Genomic DNA, 16,717 nt, shown 5'->3' with positions numbered 1-16,717 from the left:
ACTACTTTCATCACGGGGTATAGGCAGGTCGTTTATGTGGAATAGGAATGCCTTGTGACATTTTTTTTGCGATTTTGTGTGTCTGTTTCTTATTTATCAGGCGTACCGGCAATGGAAGGATAAAAGAAGGCAAAGCAGTAATTAAAGGTGAAGTAAGAATGACGTTACCTTGCTGGTCGTAAGAATCTGCATATATCTCTCTTGTTTTAGGGTTACATATTTTCTGTTTCATATCAGTTACTTGTGTTATCTTAGCGCCATAGGGTCTCAGTGTTGCTAAAGTTAATTTTGGTGATCCTTTTTTCGAAAAACTTGTATCAAGCAGTTGTGCGGCTATACTTTCTCGTTCATTGATGTTGTTTGCCCCTAAAATAACGGCGATAATTGTGCGTTGATTACGGGTTGCTGAAGCAACGAGGTTAAAACCAGATGCGCAAATGAAGCCGGTTTTCATGCCGTCTATTCCATTGAAGCGGCCAATGAGATTATTTGAATTGCGTTTGATTTTTTTGCCGTCGCCAAAATCAATGGCCGGGATAGAAAAATAATGGGCATATTGAGGAAATTCGCGGCGAATTTGAACGGCTAAGAGGGCGATATCACGCGCTGTGGAATAATTGTTGGGGTCTGGCAACCCGCTTGCATTGGCGAAATGGGTCCCAAACATGCCTAAGCGCCTAGCGTGAATATTCATTTGTTGTACGAAAGCTTTCTCTGAACCAGAAAAAGCTTCACTGATAGCGATTGCCAAATCATTAGCGGATTTAACGAGGAGGATACTTAAAGCTGTTTCGAGTGTAAGGACAGAGCCAGCTTTGTAACCTGAATGGACAGCAGGAGTGTTCGCTGCATGTTTGCTGATAACGATGGCCTGTTGAGGTAGAATCTCTCCTTTACTCATGGCGCGAAAAATAACGTAAGTTGTCATTAATTTTGTTAAAGAGGCGGGATACCAGCGTTCAAAGGCTTGATTGTGTGCTAATATCCGCCCGGTTTCGACATCGACAGAGATCAAGGGGTGAGCTAAGGACGGTAAGCTCATCGTGCTCAAAATAAAAGATAACAACAGGTTGCAGAAAAATCGACGCATGAAGTGAGCCTTCCCGTTTTTCAGTTTGGAGTAATTCAAAGCTGCTTAATAAATTATAATAAATTTTTAAGAATGAGCTAAGAGGCGGGATTTTAATGCCGCACCTCTCCCTTCCAGTGGTGACCAAGCGCTTGAAGTCTTTTAACGGCGGAGAGCGGCATAGGTGGTGGAGTGGGATCTTGAGCAGCTAATAAAAGCAATTCATCGCAGGCTTTTTCTGTTTTTTGGATAAGTTGATCCAGGAAATCGTGCTTACGGAGGCCTGATTCAATAGGGGGCAGGATACGAATACGAATCGTCCCTGGGTAACGACGGAAATTATCGCGCGGCCAGTATAAACCGGCGTTATGGGCAATGGGGACGACTTGAAGCCCCAGTTCATTGTAAAGAGCAACAACTCCCGATTTATAATTTGGCTCTTGGCCTGGCTGTCGGCGTGTCCCTTCAGGGAAGATTAAAATTTGACGCCCTTGTTTCGCTTTTTGTTTCGCGCATTTTATGATGGTTTTGAGAGCTTTAATAGGAGTTGTTCGGTTAATCGGTATGATTCCTGTTTTCGCCATATACCAGCCAAAAAGGGGAATCCACGTTAATTCGCGTTTCATAATGAGAGCAGGATCATCGAGATGGGGGACAAGGCCGAAGGTTTCCCATTCAGATTGGTGCTTTGGAGCGATGATATAGGCACCATCTGGTAAATTTTCTATGCCTTCGATTGCGTAATTTGTGCCTACGATGTATTTTTGCAAGAATAATGTAACACGCGCCCACGTTTTAGGTACAATCCACGCCTTTTTGCGTGGCATTAAAAAATAAAAGGGTGCGTAAAGAATCATTTGCACAAAAGTTGTTGTATAAAAAGCGAACGTAAAAAACAGAGAACGAAGAGTAACCACTATATTTTCCCATTTTAATTTGCAAAAGGCTTCAACCTGCAACGTAATTGACGTGAAAAACTATATTTATTTACATTTGCCGGAGTATTTTACAATACAAGGAAAGAATAAGGAAAGAGACCAATGATGCCGCAGGCTGGCAAAGATAAATTTTTTATTCCACGGATTTTATCCATTGCTGGCACTGATCCTTCCGGAGGGGCCGGAATGCAAGCAGATTTGAAGGTTTTTTCAGCGATGAAGACTTATGGTATGAGTGTCGTTACAGCTGTAGTTGCACAAAATACACAGGGTGTGCGTTCTTTTCGAGCGTTGGACGCATCTTTCGTTGCAGACCAAATTGATTCTATTTTTGAGGATATTCACGTTGATGCAGTTAAAATCGGTATGGTAGCAAATGCTCAAATTGCACAAGTTATTGCAGAGCGTTTAACTTATTACCGAGCTCGTTCTATTGTTCTTGATCCAGTTATGGTGGCAAAAAGTGGCGATATCCTCTTACAGTCTGATACAATTGAAATTATTCGTGACGTTCTTGTTCCTATGTCGACGGTGATAACGCCAAATTTGCGCGAGGCGGCGATGTTATTGGGGCGCGAAGTGCAGTGGTCATTAAAAGCTATGTACCAGTACAGTCCCCAGCTTTTAGCGCTTGGTTGTAACGCGGTTTTGTTAAAGGGAGGGCATTTGGACAGTTTTGCTAATATGAGCGCAGCTGATGAGACTTTATCCAGTCCAGACCTTTATTGTGACTTTGACGGTATTGTGACACTTGAAGCTTCCCGTCTCAAAACAATTAATAACCACGGCACAGGTTGTACTATTTCAGCTGCAATTGCAGCGCTTTTGCCCACAGAGCCTTTAGTGTGCGCAGTTAAAAGAGCAAAAAATTATCTGAGCAATGCTTTATCAAGTTCAGATATTTTGCAGGTGGGAAAAGGCAGAGGCCCAGTTCACCATTTCTGTGAACTATGGAGTAATGGATGATTTAAGATAATTTCATCTACGCGCGCAAAAGGATACCGCACAAACATTGCCCACAAGGGAGAGAAAAGCGCAACGGAGAGAAAAAACATCGATAAAATGGCTCCCGAAAAAACTTACTTCCCGGAAACTTCCTATTTTAGGGCACAACCACCCAAAAATTAAATGGAGCGGGCGATGGGATTCGAACCCACGACCCCAACCTTGGCAAGGTTGTGCTCTACCCCTGAGCTACACCCGCTCACAAATTCGAAATATGTTCTATCTCAAACGGTGTTTGTATGGCCTAGGCTTACCTGAATTGCAACAAAAAAATAACGTTTCACGGCGATTTATTTTTTTCGATATCCCAAAGAATTAATTTTGACAGAGCCCTTTGAATACGCTACGTTCGCCGCCTTTGCGAATAAGGGAGGATAACTGTGCTGAAGGTAATAAGCGTGTGTGTTGCTGTTATGGCCGCTTTCACGGTGAATGGTTTTGCGAAAGAAGCAGGTCAGGTTAAGGTAGCGATAACACAGCTTGTAGCGCATCCTGCCGCAGATACAATCCGCAAGGGGGTAGAGGACGCATTAGCGGAAAATGGCTACAAAGATGGTGAAAATTTGAGATTAACCTTTTTATCCGCGCAGGGAAGTATACCCATGGCCACACAGATTGCACGCAAATTTGTCGGTGATGAACCTGATGTAATCGTGGCAATTGGCACGCCTTCGGCACAGACAATGGTGGCGGCAACAAAAAAAATCCCTATCATTTTTGCAGCGGTTTCTGATCCTATTGAGGCAAAAGTGGTGCCTTCCCTTACCAAGATTGGCGGTAATGTAACCGGAATTTCTGATCGTTTGGATGTTTCAGGAATTCTTGCAAGCCTAAAAGAAGTAAAGCCAGATTTGGAAAAAATTGGCTATCTCTACAACGCATCTGAAGCTAATTCTGTTTCAACTCTTAAGGTATTTAAAAATTTAGCAAGTAAGGCTGGGATCGAAGTTATTCCTTCATCTGCACCAAAATCTTCTGACGTTCAAGCAGCAACTCGGGCCTTAATTGGTAAGGTGGATATCATTGTGATTCCCGCTGACAATACAATTATTTCTGTTTTAGAAGGGGCAGCAAAAGTCGCACTTGAAGCGAAGACCCCTTTATTTGCCGTGGATTCTAATTCCATCGGACGGGGTCCTTTTATGACCCAGGGCGTAGATTTCCATGCTATAGGGATTGATGCGGGGAAATTGGTTTTGCGTGTTTTAAAAGGCGAAAAACCAGGCGATATTGATGTTGTGTACGCAGCTAATAAGAATATCTGGGTTGATATGAAAGCAGCTAAAAAGGCTTCCATTGTAGTACCACAAGCGATTTTAGAGCGCGCGGTGGGAGTTATTCAATAAGTTTTTATTAATAAAATTAAGAAAAAGAATGTTTGACGCTCGTGAAAGGGGGCTATAAATGAGTATATTTGCTCTTTCTGGGGCTATAGAATTAGGCTTTATTTACGCGTTTGTTGCTATCGGGGTTTACCTTTCATTTCGCGTTTTAGATTTCCCTGATTTAACGGTTGATGGTTCATTTCTTCTTGGATCATCTGTCTGTGGTGTCTTGATTCTTTTGGGTTTTAATCCCTGGGTCGCTACTGCATGTGCCTTTTTTGCGGGGATGTTGGCCGGCTTATTGACAGCTTTTTTGAATTTAAAGCTCGGTATTTTAAATCTTTTAGCTTCGATTTTAACGATGACGGCCCTCTACACTATTAATCTTCGTATCATGGGGATTATGGGGGGGTCTAATATCAATTTAGCGCTTTCTGACACAGTTTTAACACCCTTTTATGGTTCATTCGGCATGCCTGATATGTTCGTGCGTCCCCTTTTTGTCGGTATTATTTTGCTGGTCGTCGCATTCGGAATTTGGCGGTTTTTAGAAAGTGAAATAGGTCTTGCTATGCGGGCAATGGGGGCTAATCCGCGTATGGCTTCAGCACAAGGGGTCCACACATCAGCGTTAATTTATTTTGGTATGGGGCTTTCAAATGGGTGTGTTGCGCTTGGAGGGGCCCTTTATATTCAAATAGCAATCGCTACAGATATTACGGGTGGGATGGGTACAATTGTTTTTGGCTTGGCGGCAGTCATTATTGGCGAAACTTTATTTCGTACGCGGAACATTTTTTGGATCATTTTTAGCTGTATCACGGGGTCTGTTTTATACCGCGTTGCAGTGCAATTTGCGTTTGAGGCCCATAGTATCGGCATTGATACATCAACGGATCTTCAATTGATTACAGCGCTTTTAGTTGTTTTAACTCTTACTATACCACGCTATTTAGAGAGGCGGAAACATGATTGAATTTTCTCATGTCGGAGTCACGTTCAAACCGAAAACGCCTCTAGAAAAACAGGCCTTAATCGATATTAACCTCAAAATTGAACAAGGTAGTTTTGTCACGGTTATTGGCTCGAACGGTGCTGGTAAATCGACTTTATTGAGTGTTTTATCGGGTGCACTTCCGCTAACAAAAGGAAAAGTCGCGATTAATGGTGAAAATGTTTCTCGCCAGTCTGTGAGTGCGAGGGCCGGTAGAGTTGCTTGTGTTTTTCAAGACTCTTTAGCAGGAAGCTGTAGTTCTTTGACAATTGAAGAAAACCTGGCTCTTGCTGCTCTCCGCGGAAAGAAGCGTGGTTTTCGTTCAGCTTTAAATCGTGAGAAAAGGCAATTTTTTCGAGAAAAGATTGCTCAATTAGGTCTTGGTCTTGAGAACTGCATCCACAACCGTATGGACAGTTTATCGGGTGGGCAGCGTCAAGCAATTTGTTTAGTGATGGCTACTTTAGCGCATGCGGACGTTTTGTTACTTGACGAGCATACCTCTGCGTTAGATCCGGGAATGGCTGATTTTGTGATGCGTTTAACCGAGAAAATTGTTGAAGAAAAAGGATTAACTACTATGATGGTGACGCACTCTATGCGCCAAGCTCTTGATTACGGGGACCGTACACTGATGCTGCATAGAGGGGAAGTGATCTTGGATGTATGTCAAGAGAAGCGTAAAGACTTAAGTGTAAATGATTTAATCGGTATGTTTCAGAAGGTTCGCGGTGAAGCCGTTGATAATGATGAACTCTTAATGGATTAATATTTTGGCTCAGAAAAAAGCACACGAGGTTAATCATTTTCTAGCACATCTTTCGCGTTCTTTCCCTATTATTTTAATTTATGGTCCTGATCGTGGCCTTGTTTGTGAACGCGCACAGCGTTTTGCTAAGCTTACACAGATAGCGTTAGAGGACCCTTTCTCAACGATTCGTTTAGATGCATCTGAAATTGATAAGGATCCAGCAAGGCTGGGAGATGAAGCGCGTACTTTATCACTTTTTGGCGGTAACCGCTTGGTGTGGATATCTAATGGCGCTAATCAGAAAGGTTTTCTTGAAGCGCTTAAGCTTTTAATTAAAGAACCACCGGAAACAAGTTTTGTTTTAATTGAAGCGGGAGATTTGAAAAAGGGAGCGACGTTGCGCAGTGTTATCGAAACAGCGTCGACAGCGATGGCTCTGCCTTGTTTTGCAGATGATGCTCGTTCTCTCGACATGTTGATCGATGAAGTATTAAGTGATTTTGATATGGCCATCTCTTTGGAAGCGCGCAAGTGTTTGCATGAAAGTCTAGGAGGAGATCGCCTTGCTTCGCGTAGTGAACTGAAAAAGCTTTGCCTTTATGCCTTGGATAAGGCTCACATTTCTCTTGAGGACGTTAAAGCAGTGGTAAGCGATGTTAGTGCTCTTTCTCAAGATGAAGTGATTGATGCCGTTTTATTAGGAGATGTTGCAGGTTTTGACACTTATTTTAGCCGGCATGCGATTATACACGGTGCGCTTTTTTTTATTTTGAGCACTGCGCAAAGGCATTTTCAGCAATTACAGCTTTTACGTTATCAAGTAGAGATTGAAGGTAAAATTCCTCTTGCAGTGATTTCTCAAGCACGACCGCCGATTTTTTTTCAGCGAAAAAAAACAATTGAGCGAGCTTTGAAATATTGGAAATTAGAGCAAATTTCTTATGCTATGGAGAAAATTCAGAGCGCTGTTTTAGAGAGCCGTAAAAATCCGCTTTTGAGCGAAGCTATTATTCGCCAAACTTTGTTGGGGCTGGCAGTGACTGCACAGCGCAAAATTGCTTCTTGAAATCTTGGTCCATATTTGCATCAGATCCCTTTTATAGCTTGGCGAAATTTTATAAAGTGGGTTTTCCTTTAAAGGGCGTTCGTTTTTTGTAGCAAAAAACGGTTCTTCGATAACCCGTATCCGCTGCTGCTGCAGACTTTTGTGGCAGAAGATATAGCGTCTATTAGGTGAGCATTTTTCATTTTGATGTGTCCTTAATAGTATAAAATTACTAGGTTCTTTACGCATTTACGGCGTTGGGAAAATGGACAATTTCAAGATCACTATATTTTTTCGTCGGCTATTCGGTCAGCTCATGAATATGAAAAAAGATCGAGTTATTTTGTTACTGTAGAGCTCTGTTCTGCGCAAAATTAGCATATTTTACGGAATCATCAATTAAGTAAAAGGTTAGTGAAACTGTGGGGGTTTCTTAATAATAATGATAAAATAGTATTTTATGCCTAACCGTTTCTATTTTTGAATTAAGAATTTATGACGGAACCCTTCCGCTTTGCGGCATTATTGGCGCGCACCTGCGTCCAATTGCGTCAACATGAACAAAATGAAGACACAATTCTCGATAGTGGGCCCTACATTTTTAAGTCCAGGCAAAATTCTGTACTGGTCAATGCGGCAATATAATCCACCTTACAGGGAAGGAAGCTGAAATTCCCGAATATTCTCTATCACACTGGCACTCAGGTCGTAAGATGTGAAGCGTCGTTAGCTCCAAATTCTGGGCTACAATAAAAATATGGTTGTCCATACACCAGAAACTTATATTTATCGCTTGCAGCAAAAAATTGAAAAAAAACCACGCGTAAGAATCTTCGTTACGAGCCCCGACCTTACTGCCTTAAGCTTTACCTGCAGTAACTCTTCCAAAATATCTTTAATATTATCGATCTTTCTTTCTCTTGGATATAATGTCAGACCGAGATGAAATACACCCTTCACGAATTTGCGGTGAGAGTGCCGGAATAAAAACGCGCCTCGACTGGCGACGTCGCACAAACAATCCCTGGTAAACACGTTTTTGCGCTTGGCATATTAAAAGTCCACCAAAATAAGGGAAAAGACGACGCGCAAACGGCCCATAAAAAAAAGAGAATAATCGTGAAGTATGACCCAAGGAAGGCATATAATGCACGATTTCTCGTACCGGGCCAGAAATAAAATTCGTTTCTTCAAATAAACGAACGACCTGTTGCCTACTGTAAGGCTCACCATAGCCGAAGGGTGTGCGGTCATTGCGTGCCCAAAAACCACTGCGATTGGGCACGATAACGATCAGACGACCATTAGGAGTCAGAATACGCCATATTTCGTTCAGTGTTTCATGTGAGTTTTCCGAATATTCGAGTGCATGCACCAATAAAATACAATCAATCGAAGCATCAGGAAGGGGTAAATCTTCTTCAAAAACGAGCGCTGTAGCAACTCTATCAGCGCAAGGCCAAGGCAGAGCACCTTGACCCGCGGGCATGAAAGCAAAACATCCTTGAGCACGTGCGCGTAACACCGAAAGATAAGGAAGCGCGTAACCAAAACCTACAACCCGCTTGTCGGCGAGGTCCGGCCAGCATAAATTTAATTGATCAGAAAGCGTCGTCTGCACACGCTTACCAAGTGCAGAAGCGTAAAAATCTCTGAGTGTGACTATATCCAATTTAGCATACCATGTAGAAATAAATTTTAAACGCCGAAGATTTTCATATACTCGGTTGTATATGTACCTCTCTTTTTTCTCCGCAAGGTAAAAAATCTCAGCGTCTCAGTTTTTTCACTTAAAAATAAAGCCGCAAAATAAATTATTTTGTAACTTTTTCGCAACTAACTCTTTACCATGTCCTTTAACCTTTAGTTTGTCACCCACGTGAAAATTTTCAATTTAGTTTTTTCAATATTGATGAGGGGAAAAGCCGAGTAATCAATTAAAATGAAGTAACTCTTCAAGATAGGTTTTTTCTTCTTCCGAAATACGATCATTACCAAGACGTTTGCGGATTTCTTCTAAAATTTGCCGCGCGCGCGTTCTTTCATTTTCCTGTGGCGCAATCGTGTTTTCTTTGGCTTTATCAATTTCTGAAGAAAGGGAACGCCCTAATGGGTCTCGAGGACCAAAAGCGGTATTTTGATTGTTTCTCGCTTTTTTAAGTGTCTCACGCATTTTATTTAAAACATCTTGCGCGCCCTGCCGTAAAGCTTCTAAAGCACCAGATTGGTGTTGTATTGACATTTCGTGGTTCCCACTATCAAAATCGGCTCCTGCAGACTTCATTTCTTCTTCTGCATTCTTCAGTGCGTTGCTTTGCTCGATATTTTGCGCTGATAATTCTTTTTCTAATGCCGATAATTCGGACTGCAACTCGGTTTGACGTTTTTTCAGGGTTTCACTTTGCTTTTGCTGCTTTTCCGGTGTAATTTCTTCATGTCGCCGTTCTATTTCTAAGCGATGTGTATCATTGAGAATTTCCTGCTGACGGCGCATCAAATCACCAAGCTGATCAATTTTTTCTTTCATCCATACTGTTTGGCTATCATCCTTCCTCTTTTCTTGATCACCTTTGCGAACACGCAAATGGTCGAGGGTCTGTTCAATTTCAGCCAAAAGCTGCTCAGCTGCAGAAGAAGAACCCATCTTAGCCATTTCTTCAATTGAATTGAGTTTTTCTTGTAATGCATCGTTAGAAAGGGTGGTATCATTGGAAGAAAGGTCAGAATCACTAGGAGAAATATTGGTATTGCTGGCATTGTCGATGCCTGGCGCTTTTTCAGCCAACGCGCTAATATAATCACCCATAGCCTGGCGCAAATCTGCTACAAGTCGCTCAATTTCCGCAGTTGAAGCACCATAACGGAGTGCATCGCGCAGGGCTGCTTGCGCTTGTTTTAATCTTTGTTGAACTGATCCAAATTGATCACCCTCGATAGCTAGAGCAATTTTCCACAAATACTGGGCTACATCGCGCAATTGCTCCTCTGTTTCTGACATAGACAGTCTCGTCCATGCACTCTGTAATATAAGGAAATGTGTCATATTTTTGATGCCATCTTCAGGACGCACGAGCAAAGCGGAAAGCATGTCCAGCACAGATTCACGCGCAGACGCGTTAAGAGCTAACAAACGACGTTGTTCACTAACTGCACGAGCAACCGGATTAATGAAAATACGCTGTGGCAATGTCATCAGAAAACTACTACTATTTCCCTGCTGGCCCGCACCATCTTCTGCTACTAAAGTGATTTTTACCTCCGAACCAGCCCATGGATGACTTGACAAATCTCGTACTGTCCGCATTTTACCTTTTCCGTCGCGTGCTAAAAGAAGTTTTACCTCAGGTGCTCCATAAAGAGGAGAAGCGTTTTTATCCTGATCAAAAAGGGACTCTATTTTAGCGAAAGCTTTCGTCACTTCATAATCATCGTCCATTTCATATTGCAACTCTAGTGATCCGGCTAAAACTCGACCCGGTTTTTCCAGCCAACGAATTGTTGGCGGCTGATCTTTAATCGCATGCAACCGCCATTGCCGTTGCTTATAACGCGAGGACACAGATAAATTTATTGAATGTTCTAAATTTGTTTCAAAATGAATGATGGGATCGTCTAAAGTCATTTTTTCCTTTTTCTTAGAAAGAAAAATCTCATGTCCATCTTCTTCAGAAATCGCTTTGACCTCTACACCCGCACCATTAACAATACGCACAATCACGCTACTTTTTTCAGGAACTGACAATTGCGTTGCCTCACCTCGAGTTAAATAAATGGGTGCGACTCCCGTATAAGCAGGTGGTACAACCCAAGCATCAATTCGTATGGATGCTTCATCTATTATAGGACGGAAATCAAATGCATCTGCTAAACGGCCTCCCGATGCACCATAAGAAAAACTAAAAGCGCAGACGCAAAGCAAAACAAATAAAGTTCTAAGGGCTGCAGGGTCGTAGGCTGCGCTATTGGGATAGGCCGACCCAATTTGTAAATGATGCAATTTTTCTGCCATGCGGCGTTGATGCTCACGCCAAATAACTGCACTAAAATTTCCATCATCTTCAAAACATAATTGATCCGCTTGAACACTCAAAGGCTGGTTTTCGAGCCCGTTTTCCTGTTCAATATAGTAATCAACATCTTTAGCTGTAGGAAAGCGAAAACTGAAGAGTGGGAAAAGACTCCCTACAGCAGCAACGAGCAAGAGGCATAAAAGGGATAGATGTGGCCAATAACTCAAAATGCCAAAAATGCCAAACCAACTGAGCGAACACAGAAGACTTAGGACTATAAAAAACGGCAACAATCGCGGCCATATCCGCTTGAAAAATAAAATAAACCAGACCGAAATACGTAAACACAAAAGCTTTCTTATCGCAAAACTTTTGGTATTTTCGTTTCTCATGTGTAAATATTCGCCCTTTATTTAAGGTAGTGGGCCAAAATCATAAGCCCCCTACACAACAATTTCCAGAAAATAAATTGCTTCGCCAAGACCAAGTAAAAATAAAACCAAAGGCAGTTAAAAATCATCCATCCAATTTGGAATATGGTCAAGTCCTATCAATTGTGCATAATCAAGGCGCGGACGGATAACCGAATAATGTGCGTTTTTAACCAAAATTTCTGGGACTAGAGGCCTACTATTATAAGTGCTCGCCATCACTGCGCCATAAGCCCCAGCTCCCATAATTGCCAAAAGATCACCTGCCGCCAGCATGGGTAAAGAACGATTCAATCCTAAATAATCACCCGTTTCACAAACTGGGCCAACAATATCTGCATTCATCAGTGGAACCATCGAAATTTGCTTTACCGGAATCACATCTTGCCATGCATCATAAAGTGTCGGACGAAGGAAATCATTCATCGCTGCATCAACAATAACAAAATTTCGTCCTTCTCCCTTTTTTACATACACTACAGACGTAATCAAAGCACCAGCTTCACCGGCGATACTACGCCCCGGTTCTATAATAATATCAACTCCTAGAGGTGCGATATATTTTTTTACCAATGCCGCATAATCAAAAGGAGACGGGATAGAATGTTGCTCGTTGCCGTAAGAAATACCAAGGCCACCTCCAATATCGACGTGGGTTATATTATGACCGCCACTGCGCAGCTGGTGTACAAAGTTCGCTGCAATGGAAAATGCATCTTCGAACGGTCTTAAATCACAAATTTGGCTGCCAATGTGCATATCGACGCCGCACACACGAAGACCAGGCAATTGGGCCGCTTTTTCGTACACACTCCACGCCGAGGACAGCGGAATACCAAATTTATTTTCAGATTTTCCCGTTGTAATTTTTTTATGGGTCTTTGCATCTATATCTGGATTAATGCGCAATGAAATACGTGCTGTTTTTGAGAGAGCGACGGCACGCGCCGACAATTGTTCAAGTTCCGGCTCTGATTCAACGTTAAAACAAAAAATATCATGTGCAAGAGCAAAATCTATCTCTTTCACCATTTTACCCACGCCAGAGTAAACAATACGATGAGCAGGAATACCTACAGCAAGTGCGCGCCGTAACTCACCCTCTGACACGACGTCGGCTCCTGCCCCATTTGCTGCTAAAAGCCGTAAAACCGCCTGATTAGAATTAGCCTTAACTGCATAAGCAATCAAATTCGGCATTTCTCGAAATGCATCCTGATAGTCTTTTAAACGCGCAATCAACGCGCTAGCTGAATAACAATAAAAAGGCGTTTCTACATTCTGTGCAAGTGTGGAGAGTGAAAAATTTTCAGCATGAAGAATGCCCTGATGATAAGAAAAAAAATGCATAAAAATTCCTATTGTATCAACTGATCAAGAACAAAAGATTTATCTGCTTTACTTTTGGAAATAAGCGCTCCTTGTAGAGGCTCCGCTGCCGTTGAAGGAAGCGATTCTAAGGTCCCTTTACGCCCACATCCAACGATGAAAATACTTCCCAAAAAGAGAATCATTAAGTTCTTTAAAATGGCTTTCATAAGCCTTTTCCTCTCATATCAATACCCAATCTTTATTTTTAATAAAATGAAATTACTCAGGTAGTTGCAAGATGTTTTATCTAATAAGAAATTTGGTGAAGAATTTCTGAAGACGCGGTATTACCAAAATTTTTGTGGCTCTCAACTGATTTTTTAATCGTTAAAACATTAAAATCTGCTAATATCGAAAAACGCACTGCACAAAGAGCGTCAGCATTTAAAAACTCTAATGCAAAATCACGGTCCGGAATACTGTCAATTGAATTATGTGCAGGGTCACAAAAAGTGGGCGCTTATGCTGTCATATAAAGATAAGTCGGAAAGCCCATCTCCACCAAAATATCCGATCCTAAAGGCAATTATTCATGCGTTCAGTGACATAATGCGTATGTGTTAAATCCTAGTATAACGATATCGACATTCTGTTCTGCTCGAATAAGGAAATTGCTCCGTCAGTCCTTTTAAAGCTTGCATTATTTTCTGCGCCTTTTCATACATACACAAAAGACAATCAACCGCAATTTGGTCGTTGCGGGGGCGTATTGTGTGTGAACGTCCTGCTATAGGACCGGTCAATCTTCTTAATCGTGCTTCAATATTCATATGGATATCTTCGAGATTTCGTGAAAAAATAATATACTTTTTCAATTTCCTGGCGAATAGCCTTTAAATCACGAATAATTTTTTCATAATCATGTTGCGAAATAGTCTTCGTTTTCGCTAAAATTAAAGCATGAGAAAAGGAATTTTCAATATCTTGACAACAAAGTTTTTTATCAAAATCAGTTGAAGTATTAATTTCTTCCATAATTGCACCAGGCTTCTCCGGAAACTGGCTGCCGCGCGTTTGGTTTTTTAATTTTGCATCTGTCGTATCTCAAAAGCACCCGTTAAAAGGACAAGAATTATGGCTTCTCAAATTTTCATCTACCGAAAAAACAAAAATAAAAAAGTGCAATTTTTTCTCGTTTTTCTCGCATTATTTATAATCGTTTCAAGCATATACGCAATCATAAACCGCAGTGACGGTAAAACATCTCTCCTTCCAAACTTTATTTTGACTGCAAAAGAACAAGAAAAAAACACAAATAAGGTACGAGCGGAAAAAATGATAACTGTAAAAAAAGCAGCGAAGGGCTTTTTTACTCATCTCCGGTTCGCTGATATCCCTTATGATATGAGCCAGCTTTCTTTTAAAGATATTCAGGAAAATGACCATAAACTTATAGAATTTACGGGAAAACCGATGCTCATCAATCTATGGGCCATTTGGTGTGTCCCATGCCGCGCAGAAATGCCCGAATTAGGGCAATTAAAACGTGATATGAGTGGTGAAAATTTTGACGTAATAGCCATCAATATTGATAAAACTGCTTCTCCTGAAAAAATTCAGCAATTTTTGCACGAAGTTCACGCTGATAATCTGGTTTATTACCGTGATGAAACAATGAATATTTTGCAAGATATTAGAAAACAAGGACTTGCTTTAGGACTACCCGTAACGCTTCTCGTTGATGAAAATGGCCGCCTTATTGCTTCATTCAATGGCGCGGCACCATGGGCTAATGATGATGCTAAAGCACTTATAAAAGCAATTACTGAAACGACGTGGTAACTTCAAAATCACCCTTTTTGGACCTTAATATAGCCGAATTTGGTACTTTGAAAGGTGGGGTTGGTCTTTACGATAAAAGACTAAGGCCCACCCACTGTTGAGTTGCTTCGTCCTTGTGAATCTTTTGAAGATTACATATACCTAAAAATCATCTGGTTGAGTTTGTGCCACAAATGCACCCCTTTCAAAAAAGGCTTTCCTAGGCTGCGCGATTTGCACTGTACTAAAGTATAATATGCGATAACAGGATCGATCTCGCACGTATAATGTACGGTCAATCAATTCGTACAGTCGATTTTTCAGGAATGCCTACCTTTCAATTAGTCCTTTATATAGTCTTTTTACGCCATCAATAATTACTTATTGCATTTCGTTCATATTGGCGTAATTAGGCGTGGGCGGGTGCGCTAATAATACCTTAGAGCCCGGGGTGTTACATAGTCATTGGCGCCCGTTTCTAAATCTAAAAATGTGCCATAGTCTGTATTGTCATCAGTAATCACGATAATAGCAGCATGAGACCCTGGTTCCGTAATTCTCTGGCCGCTTCGCAGTTATCAGAATTGGGGGGAGTCCAATATCAAAAAGAATGAAGTCAAAATCTTCTTTTTGGGCTATTTGGATCCCTATTTCGGCCGTTTTTGCTTGAAGAATTTAAAAATTCCTCGTGAATTTGGAGTCTTTATATTAAAATAGGGCGCATATCAGCGTCTTTTTTGGCGATTAAGAGAGTATAGTTGTTCATTTTTTCCCCGTGAGATGTATTTGTGCTATGATCGACCAAGAGCAGTTTCACAAAAATGAGATTTCATGCAGGTAGCATTAAAAAAGAAATCCTGTAAAAAACGAACACTTATTGACTCTGTAATTGTTCGCCGGCTGGCGAGTACGCGCGCGCGGGGTGTGCTTTGTGTTGGCCAGCATCGTTTTTTTTGTGCTTTAGGGCGAGCCGGTATTTCTGCTTTTAAACGTGAGGGAGATGGTGCTACACCCCTCGCTCGCATGCGTTGTTTAGGGGGATTTCGTAGTAATTTTTATCATTCCTTTCCGCGCTCAGTTTTGCCATTTCGTCGCATTCGAGAACAGGATGGCTGGTGTGATGCTAGTGGCGACGCTAATTATAATCGTCTAGTGCGTCTCCCTTACCGTAAAAGTGCTGAAAAGATGCAGCGTAAAGATGGCCTGTATGCGATTGGTCTCATCCTGGATTGGAATAGCACAGAACGGAAAATGGCGAGAGGGAGCGCAATTTTTATGCATTTATCACGTAATAATTACGCGCCAACAGAAGGATGCATAGCGCTTACTCGCCGCGATATGGCGCGTCTTTTGCCGCATATTAGCCGGCGTACGAAAATTGTTGTCTTAGGCTAAAGCTTCTTCTGGCCTAAGTCCGCCCATAGAACAAACTTCTCTCCATTCATCTTCTCTAACCGGCTGTACCGATAAGCGTCCGGCTTTAACCAATGCCATATTTTGCAATTTTGGATTAGCTTTAATCTGCTTTAATGAAACAGGATATGGCATATCACAGACAGCGCGGATATCGACACATTCCCATCGTGGGTCAGACGCCGTGGAATCAGGATGCGCTTCAGCGCATATTTCTACAATACCTACTATTTCCAATCCTTGATTTGAGTGATAAAAAAAACCTTTATCGCCATATTTCATAGCACGCATATTGTTGCGGGCTTGATAGTTGCGCACACCATCCCATTCTTCGCCGCAGGTGCCTTTCTGTTTTTGCATACTCCATGACCATTTATGAGGTTCGGATTTGAAAAGCCAATAAGCCATCAAGACTCCTCCTTTATGTAAATTTTGACGCATTTTGGGGCTTCGTTTGAGAGGCGATAGAGTGTTAAAGAGCATGGAGCAGTGTTGATCATGAATGCTTTCTTTCTTTTTTATAAAATAATTGCGTTATGATAAAGGGATTCGTTACACCTTCTGCTAGTTGTACGTTTCGGGTAAATGTCCTCTGACACGGAGG

General features: G+C 41.7%; 14 protein-coding genes, 1 tRNA gene and 1 pseudogene. 7 read left to right on the top strand and 9 right to left on the bottom strand.

What is annotated here, in order from left to right; translation table 11 throughout:
• Positions 1-10: 10 nt before the first annotated feature.
• Positions 11-1,090 carry a D-alanyl-D-alanine carboxypeptidase family protein gene (locus BANH1_RS06825; RefSeq protein WP_015398628.1) on the bottom strand — a complete coding sequence of 360 codons (1,080 nt, stop codon included), beginning with the start codon at positions 1,088-1,090 and terminating at the stop codon, positions 11-13.
• A gap of 92 nt (positions 1,091-1,182) precedes the next feature.
• The gene (locus BANH1_RS06820; protein WP_015398627.1) at positions 1,183-1,986 is read right to left on the bottom strand and encodes a lysophospholipid acyltransferase family protein; all 804 of its coding nucleotides are present in this window, start codon (positions 1,984-1,986) and stop codon (positions 1,183-1,185) included.
• Between the two features lie 123 nt (positions 1,987-2,109).
• On the opposite strand from BANH1_RS06820, the gene thiD reads away from it, so the two are divergent.
• Positions 2,110-2,973, top strand: a complete 864-nt coding sequence (gene thiD / locus BANH1_RS06815) for a bifunctional hydroxymethylpyrimidine kinase/phosphomethylpyrimidine kinase (RefSeq protein ID WP_015398626.1) — start codon at positions 2,110-2,112, stop codon at positions 2,971-2,973.
• Positions 2,974-3,136: 163 nt separating this feature from the next.
• On the opposite strand, the gene BANH1_RS06810 is transcribed toward thiD, so the two are convergent.
• Positions 3,137-3,211, bottom strand: a tRNA-Gly gene (locus BANH1_RS06810).
• 181 nt (positions 3,212-3,392) lie between these two features.
• Between BANH1_RS06810 and BANH1_RS06805 the strand changes: the two genes are divergently transcribed.
• Genes BANH1_RS06805 through holA form a run of 4 tightly spaced genes read left to right on the top strand, consistent with a single transcriptional unit; the run spans position 3,393 to position 7,148 of the window.
• Entirely contained in the window at positions 3,393-4,358 is a 966-nt protein-coding gene (locus BANH1_RS06805; protein ID WP_015398625.1) for an ABC transporter substrate-binding protein, read from the top strand.
• Positions 4,359-4,416: 58 nt separating this feature from the next.
• A complete protein-coding gene (locus BANH1_RS06800; RefSeq protein WP_015398624.1) occupies positions 4,417-5,313 on the top strand; it encodes an ABC transporter permease in 897 nt (298 codons plus the stop codon).
• Entirely contained in the window at positions 5,306-6,100 is a 795-nt protein-coding gene (locus BANH1_RS06795; RefSeq protein ID WP_015398623.1) for an ABC transporter ATP-binding protein, read from the top strand. Before BANH1_RS06800 ends, BANH1_RS06795 begins: the two co-directional genes overlap by 8 nt.
• Before the next feature lie 4 nt (positions 6,101-6,104).
• Positions 6,105-7,148, top strand: coding sequence for a DNA polymerase III subunit delta (gene holA / locus BANH1_RS06790; RefSeq protein WP_015398622.1), 1,044 nt, complete (start codon positions 6,105-6,107; stop codon positions 7,146-7,148).
• An 880-nt stretch (positions 7,149-8,028) separates the two neighbouring features.
• On the opposite strand, the gene BANH1_RS06785 is transcribed toward holA, so the two are convergent.
• From BANH1_RS06785 to BANH1_RS07645, 5 genes and pseudogenes are all read right to left on the bottom strand, one after another.
• Positions 8,029-8,799: a class I SAM-dependent methyltransferase gene (locus BANH1_RS06785; RefSeq protein ID WP_015398621.1), complete on the bottom strand. Its 771-nt coding sequence runs from the start codon at positions 8,797-8,799 to the stop codon at positions 8,029-8,031.
• Between the two features lie 261 nt (positions 8,800-9,060).
• Positions 9,061-11,529, bottom strand: coding sequence for a TIGR02302 family protein (locus BANH1_RS06780; RefSeq protein ID WP_015398620.1), 2,469 nt, complete (start codon positions 11,527-11,529; stop codon positions 9,061-9,063).
• Positions 11,530-11,646: 117 nt separating this feature from the next.
• The gene (gene lysA / locus BANH1_RS06775; RefSeq protein WP_015398619.1) at positions 11,647-12,918 is read right to left on the bottom strand and encodes a diaminopimelate decarboxylase; all 1,272 of its coding nucleotides are present in this window, start codon (positions 12,916-12,918) and stop codon (positions 11,647-11,649) included.
• 8 nt (positions 12,919-12,926) lie between these two features.
• On the bottom strand, positions 12,927-13,106 hold the full coding sequence (locus tag BANH1_RS06770) for a hypothetical protein (RefSeq protein ID WP_015398618.1): 180 nt from the start codon (positions 13,104-13,106) through the stop codon (positions 12,927-12,929).
• A gap of 80 nt (positions 13,107-13,186) precedes the next feature.
• Positions 13,187-13,977 (bottom strand): annotated as a pseudogene (locus BANH1_RS07645) (lyase family protein); the annotation flags it as partial.
• 36 nt (positions 13,978-14,013) lie between these two features.
• Between BANH1_RS07645 and BANH1_RS06760 the strand changes: the two are divergent.
• The gene (locus BANH1_RS06760; RefSeq protein WP_015398617.1) at positions 14,014-14,721 is read left to right on the top strand and encodes a TlpA disulfide reductase family protein; all 708 of its coding nucleotides are present in this window, start codon (positions 14,014-14,016) and stop codon (positions 14,719-14,721) included.
• A gap of 810 nt (positions 14,722-15,531) precedes the next feature.
• Positions 15,532-16,095: a L,D-transpeptidase family protein gene (locus BANH1_RS06755; RefSeq protein WP_015398616.1), complete on the top strand. Its 564-nt coding sequence runs from the start codon at positions 15,532-15,534 to the stop codon at positions 16,093-16,095.
• Here BANH1_RS06755 and BANH1_RS06750 read toward each other — a convergent pair.
• Positions 16,087-16,521 carry an EVE domain-containing protein gene (locus tag BANH1_RS06750; protein WP_015398615.1) on the bottom strand — a complete coding sequence of 145 codons (435 nt, stop codon included), beginning with the start codon at positions 16,519-16,521 and terminating at the stop codon, positions 16,087-16,089. The genes BANH1_RS06755 and BANH1_RS06750 overlap by 9 nt on opposite strands.
• Positions 16,522-16,717 lie beyond the last annotated feature (196 nt).

It is taken from the genome of Bartonella australis AUST/NH1, assembly GCF_000341355.1.
Lineage (GTDB): Bacteria > Pseudomonadota > Alphaproteobacteria > Rhizobiales > Rhizobiaceae > Bartonella > Bartonella australis.
This window is presented reverse-complemented; position numbering and strand designations above follow the sequence as displayed.

What these genes read in the sequence shown, in the direction of transcription:
- thiD (WP_015398626.1), top strand. Translation starts at nt 2,110, where the DNA reads ATGATGCCGCAGGCTGGCAAAGATAAATTTTTTATTCCACGGATTTTA.
- BANH1_RS06750 (WP_015398615.1), bottom strand. Translation starts at nt 16,521, where the DNA reads ATGGCTTATTGGCTTTTCAAATCCGAACCTCATAAATGGTCATGGAGT.
- BANH1_RS06755 (WP_015398616.1), top strand. Translation starts at nt 15,532, where the DNA reads ATGCAGGTAGCATTAAAAAAGAAATCCTGTAAAAAACGAACACTTATT.
- BANH1_RS06770 (WP_015398618.1), bottom strand. Translation starts at nt 13,106, where the DNA reads ATGAAAGCCATTTTAAAGAACTTAATGATTCTCTTTTTGGGAAGTATT.
- BANH1_RS06760 (WP_015398617.1), top strand. Translation starts at nt 14,014, where the DNA reads ATGGCTTCTCAAATTTTCATCTACCGAAAAAACAAAAATAAAAAAGTG.
- BANH1_RS06825 (WP_015398628.1), bottom strand. Translation starts at nt 1,090, where the DNA reads ATGCGTCGATTTTTCTGCAACCTGTTGTTATCTTTTATTTTGAGCACG.
- lysA (WP_015398619.1), bottom strand. Translation starts at nt 12,918, where the DNA reads ATGCATTTTTTTTCTTATCATCAGGGCATTCTTCATGCTGAAAATTTT.
- BANH1_RS06800 (WP_015398624.1), top strand. Translation starts at nt 4,417, where the DNA reads ATGAGTATATTTGCTCTTTCTGGGGCTATAGAATTAGGCTTTATTTAC.
- BANH1_RS06795 (WP_015398623.1), top strand. Translation starts at nt 5,306, where the DNA reads ATGATTGAATTTTCTCATGTCGGAGTCACGTTCAAACCGAAAACGCCT.
- BANH1_RS06780 (WP_015398620.1), bottom strand. Translation starts at nt 11,529, where the DNA reads ATGAGAAACGAAAATACCAAAAGTTTTGCGATAAGAAAGCTTTTGTGT.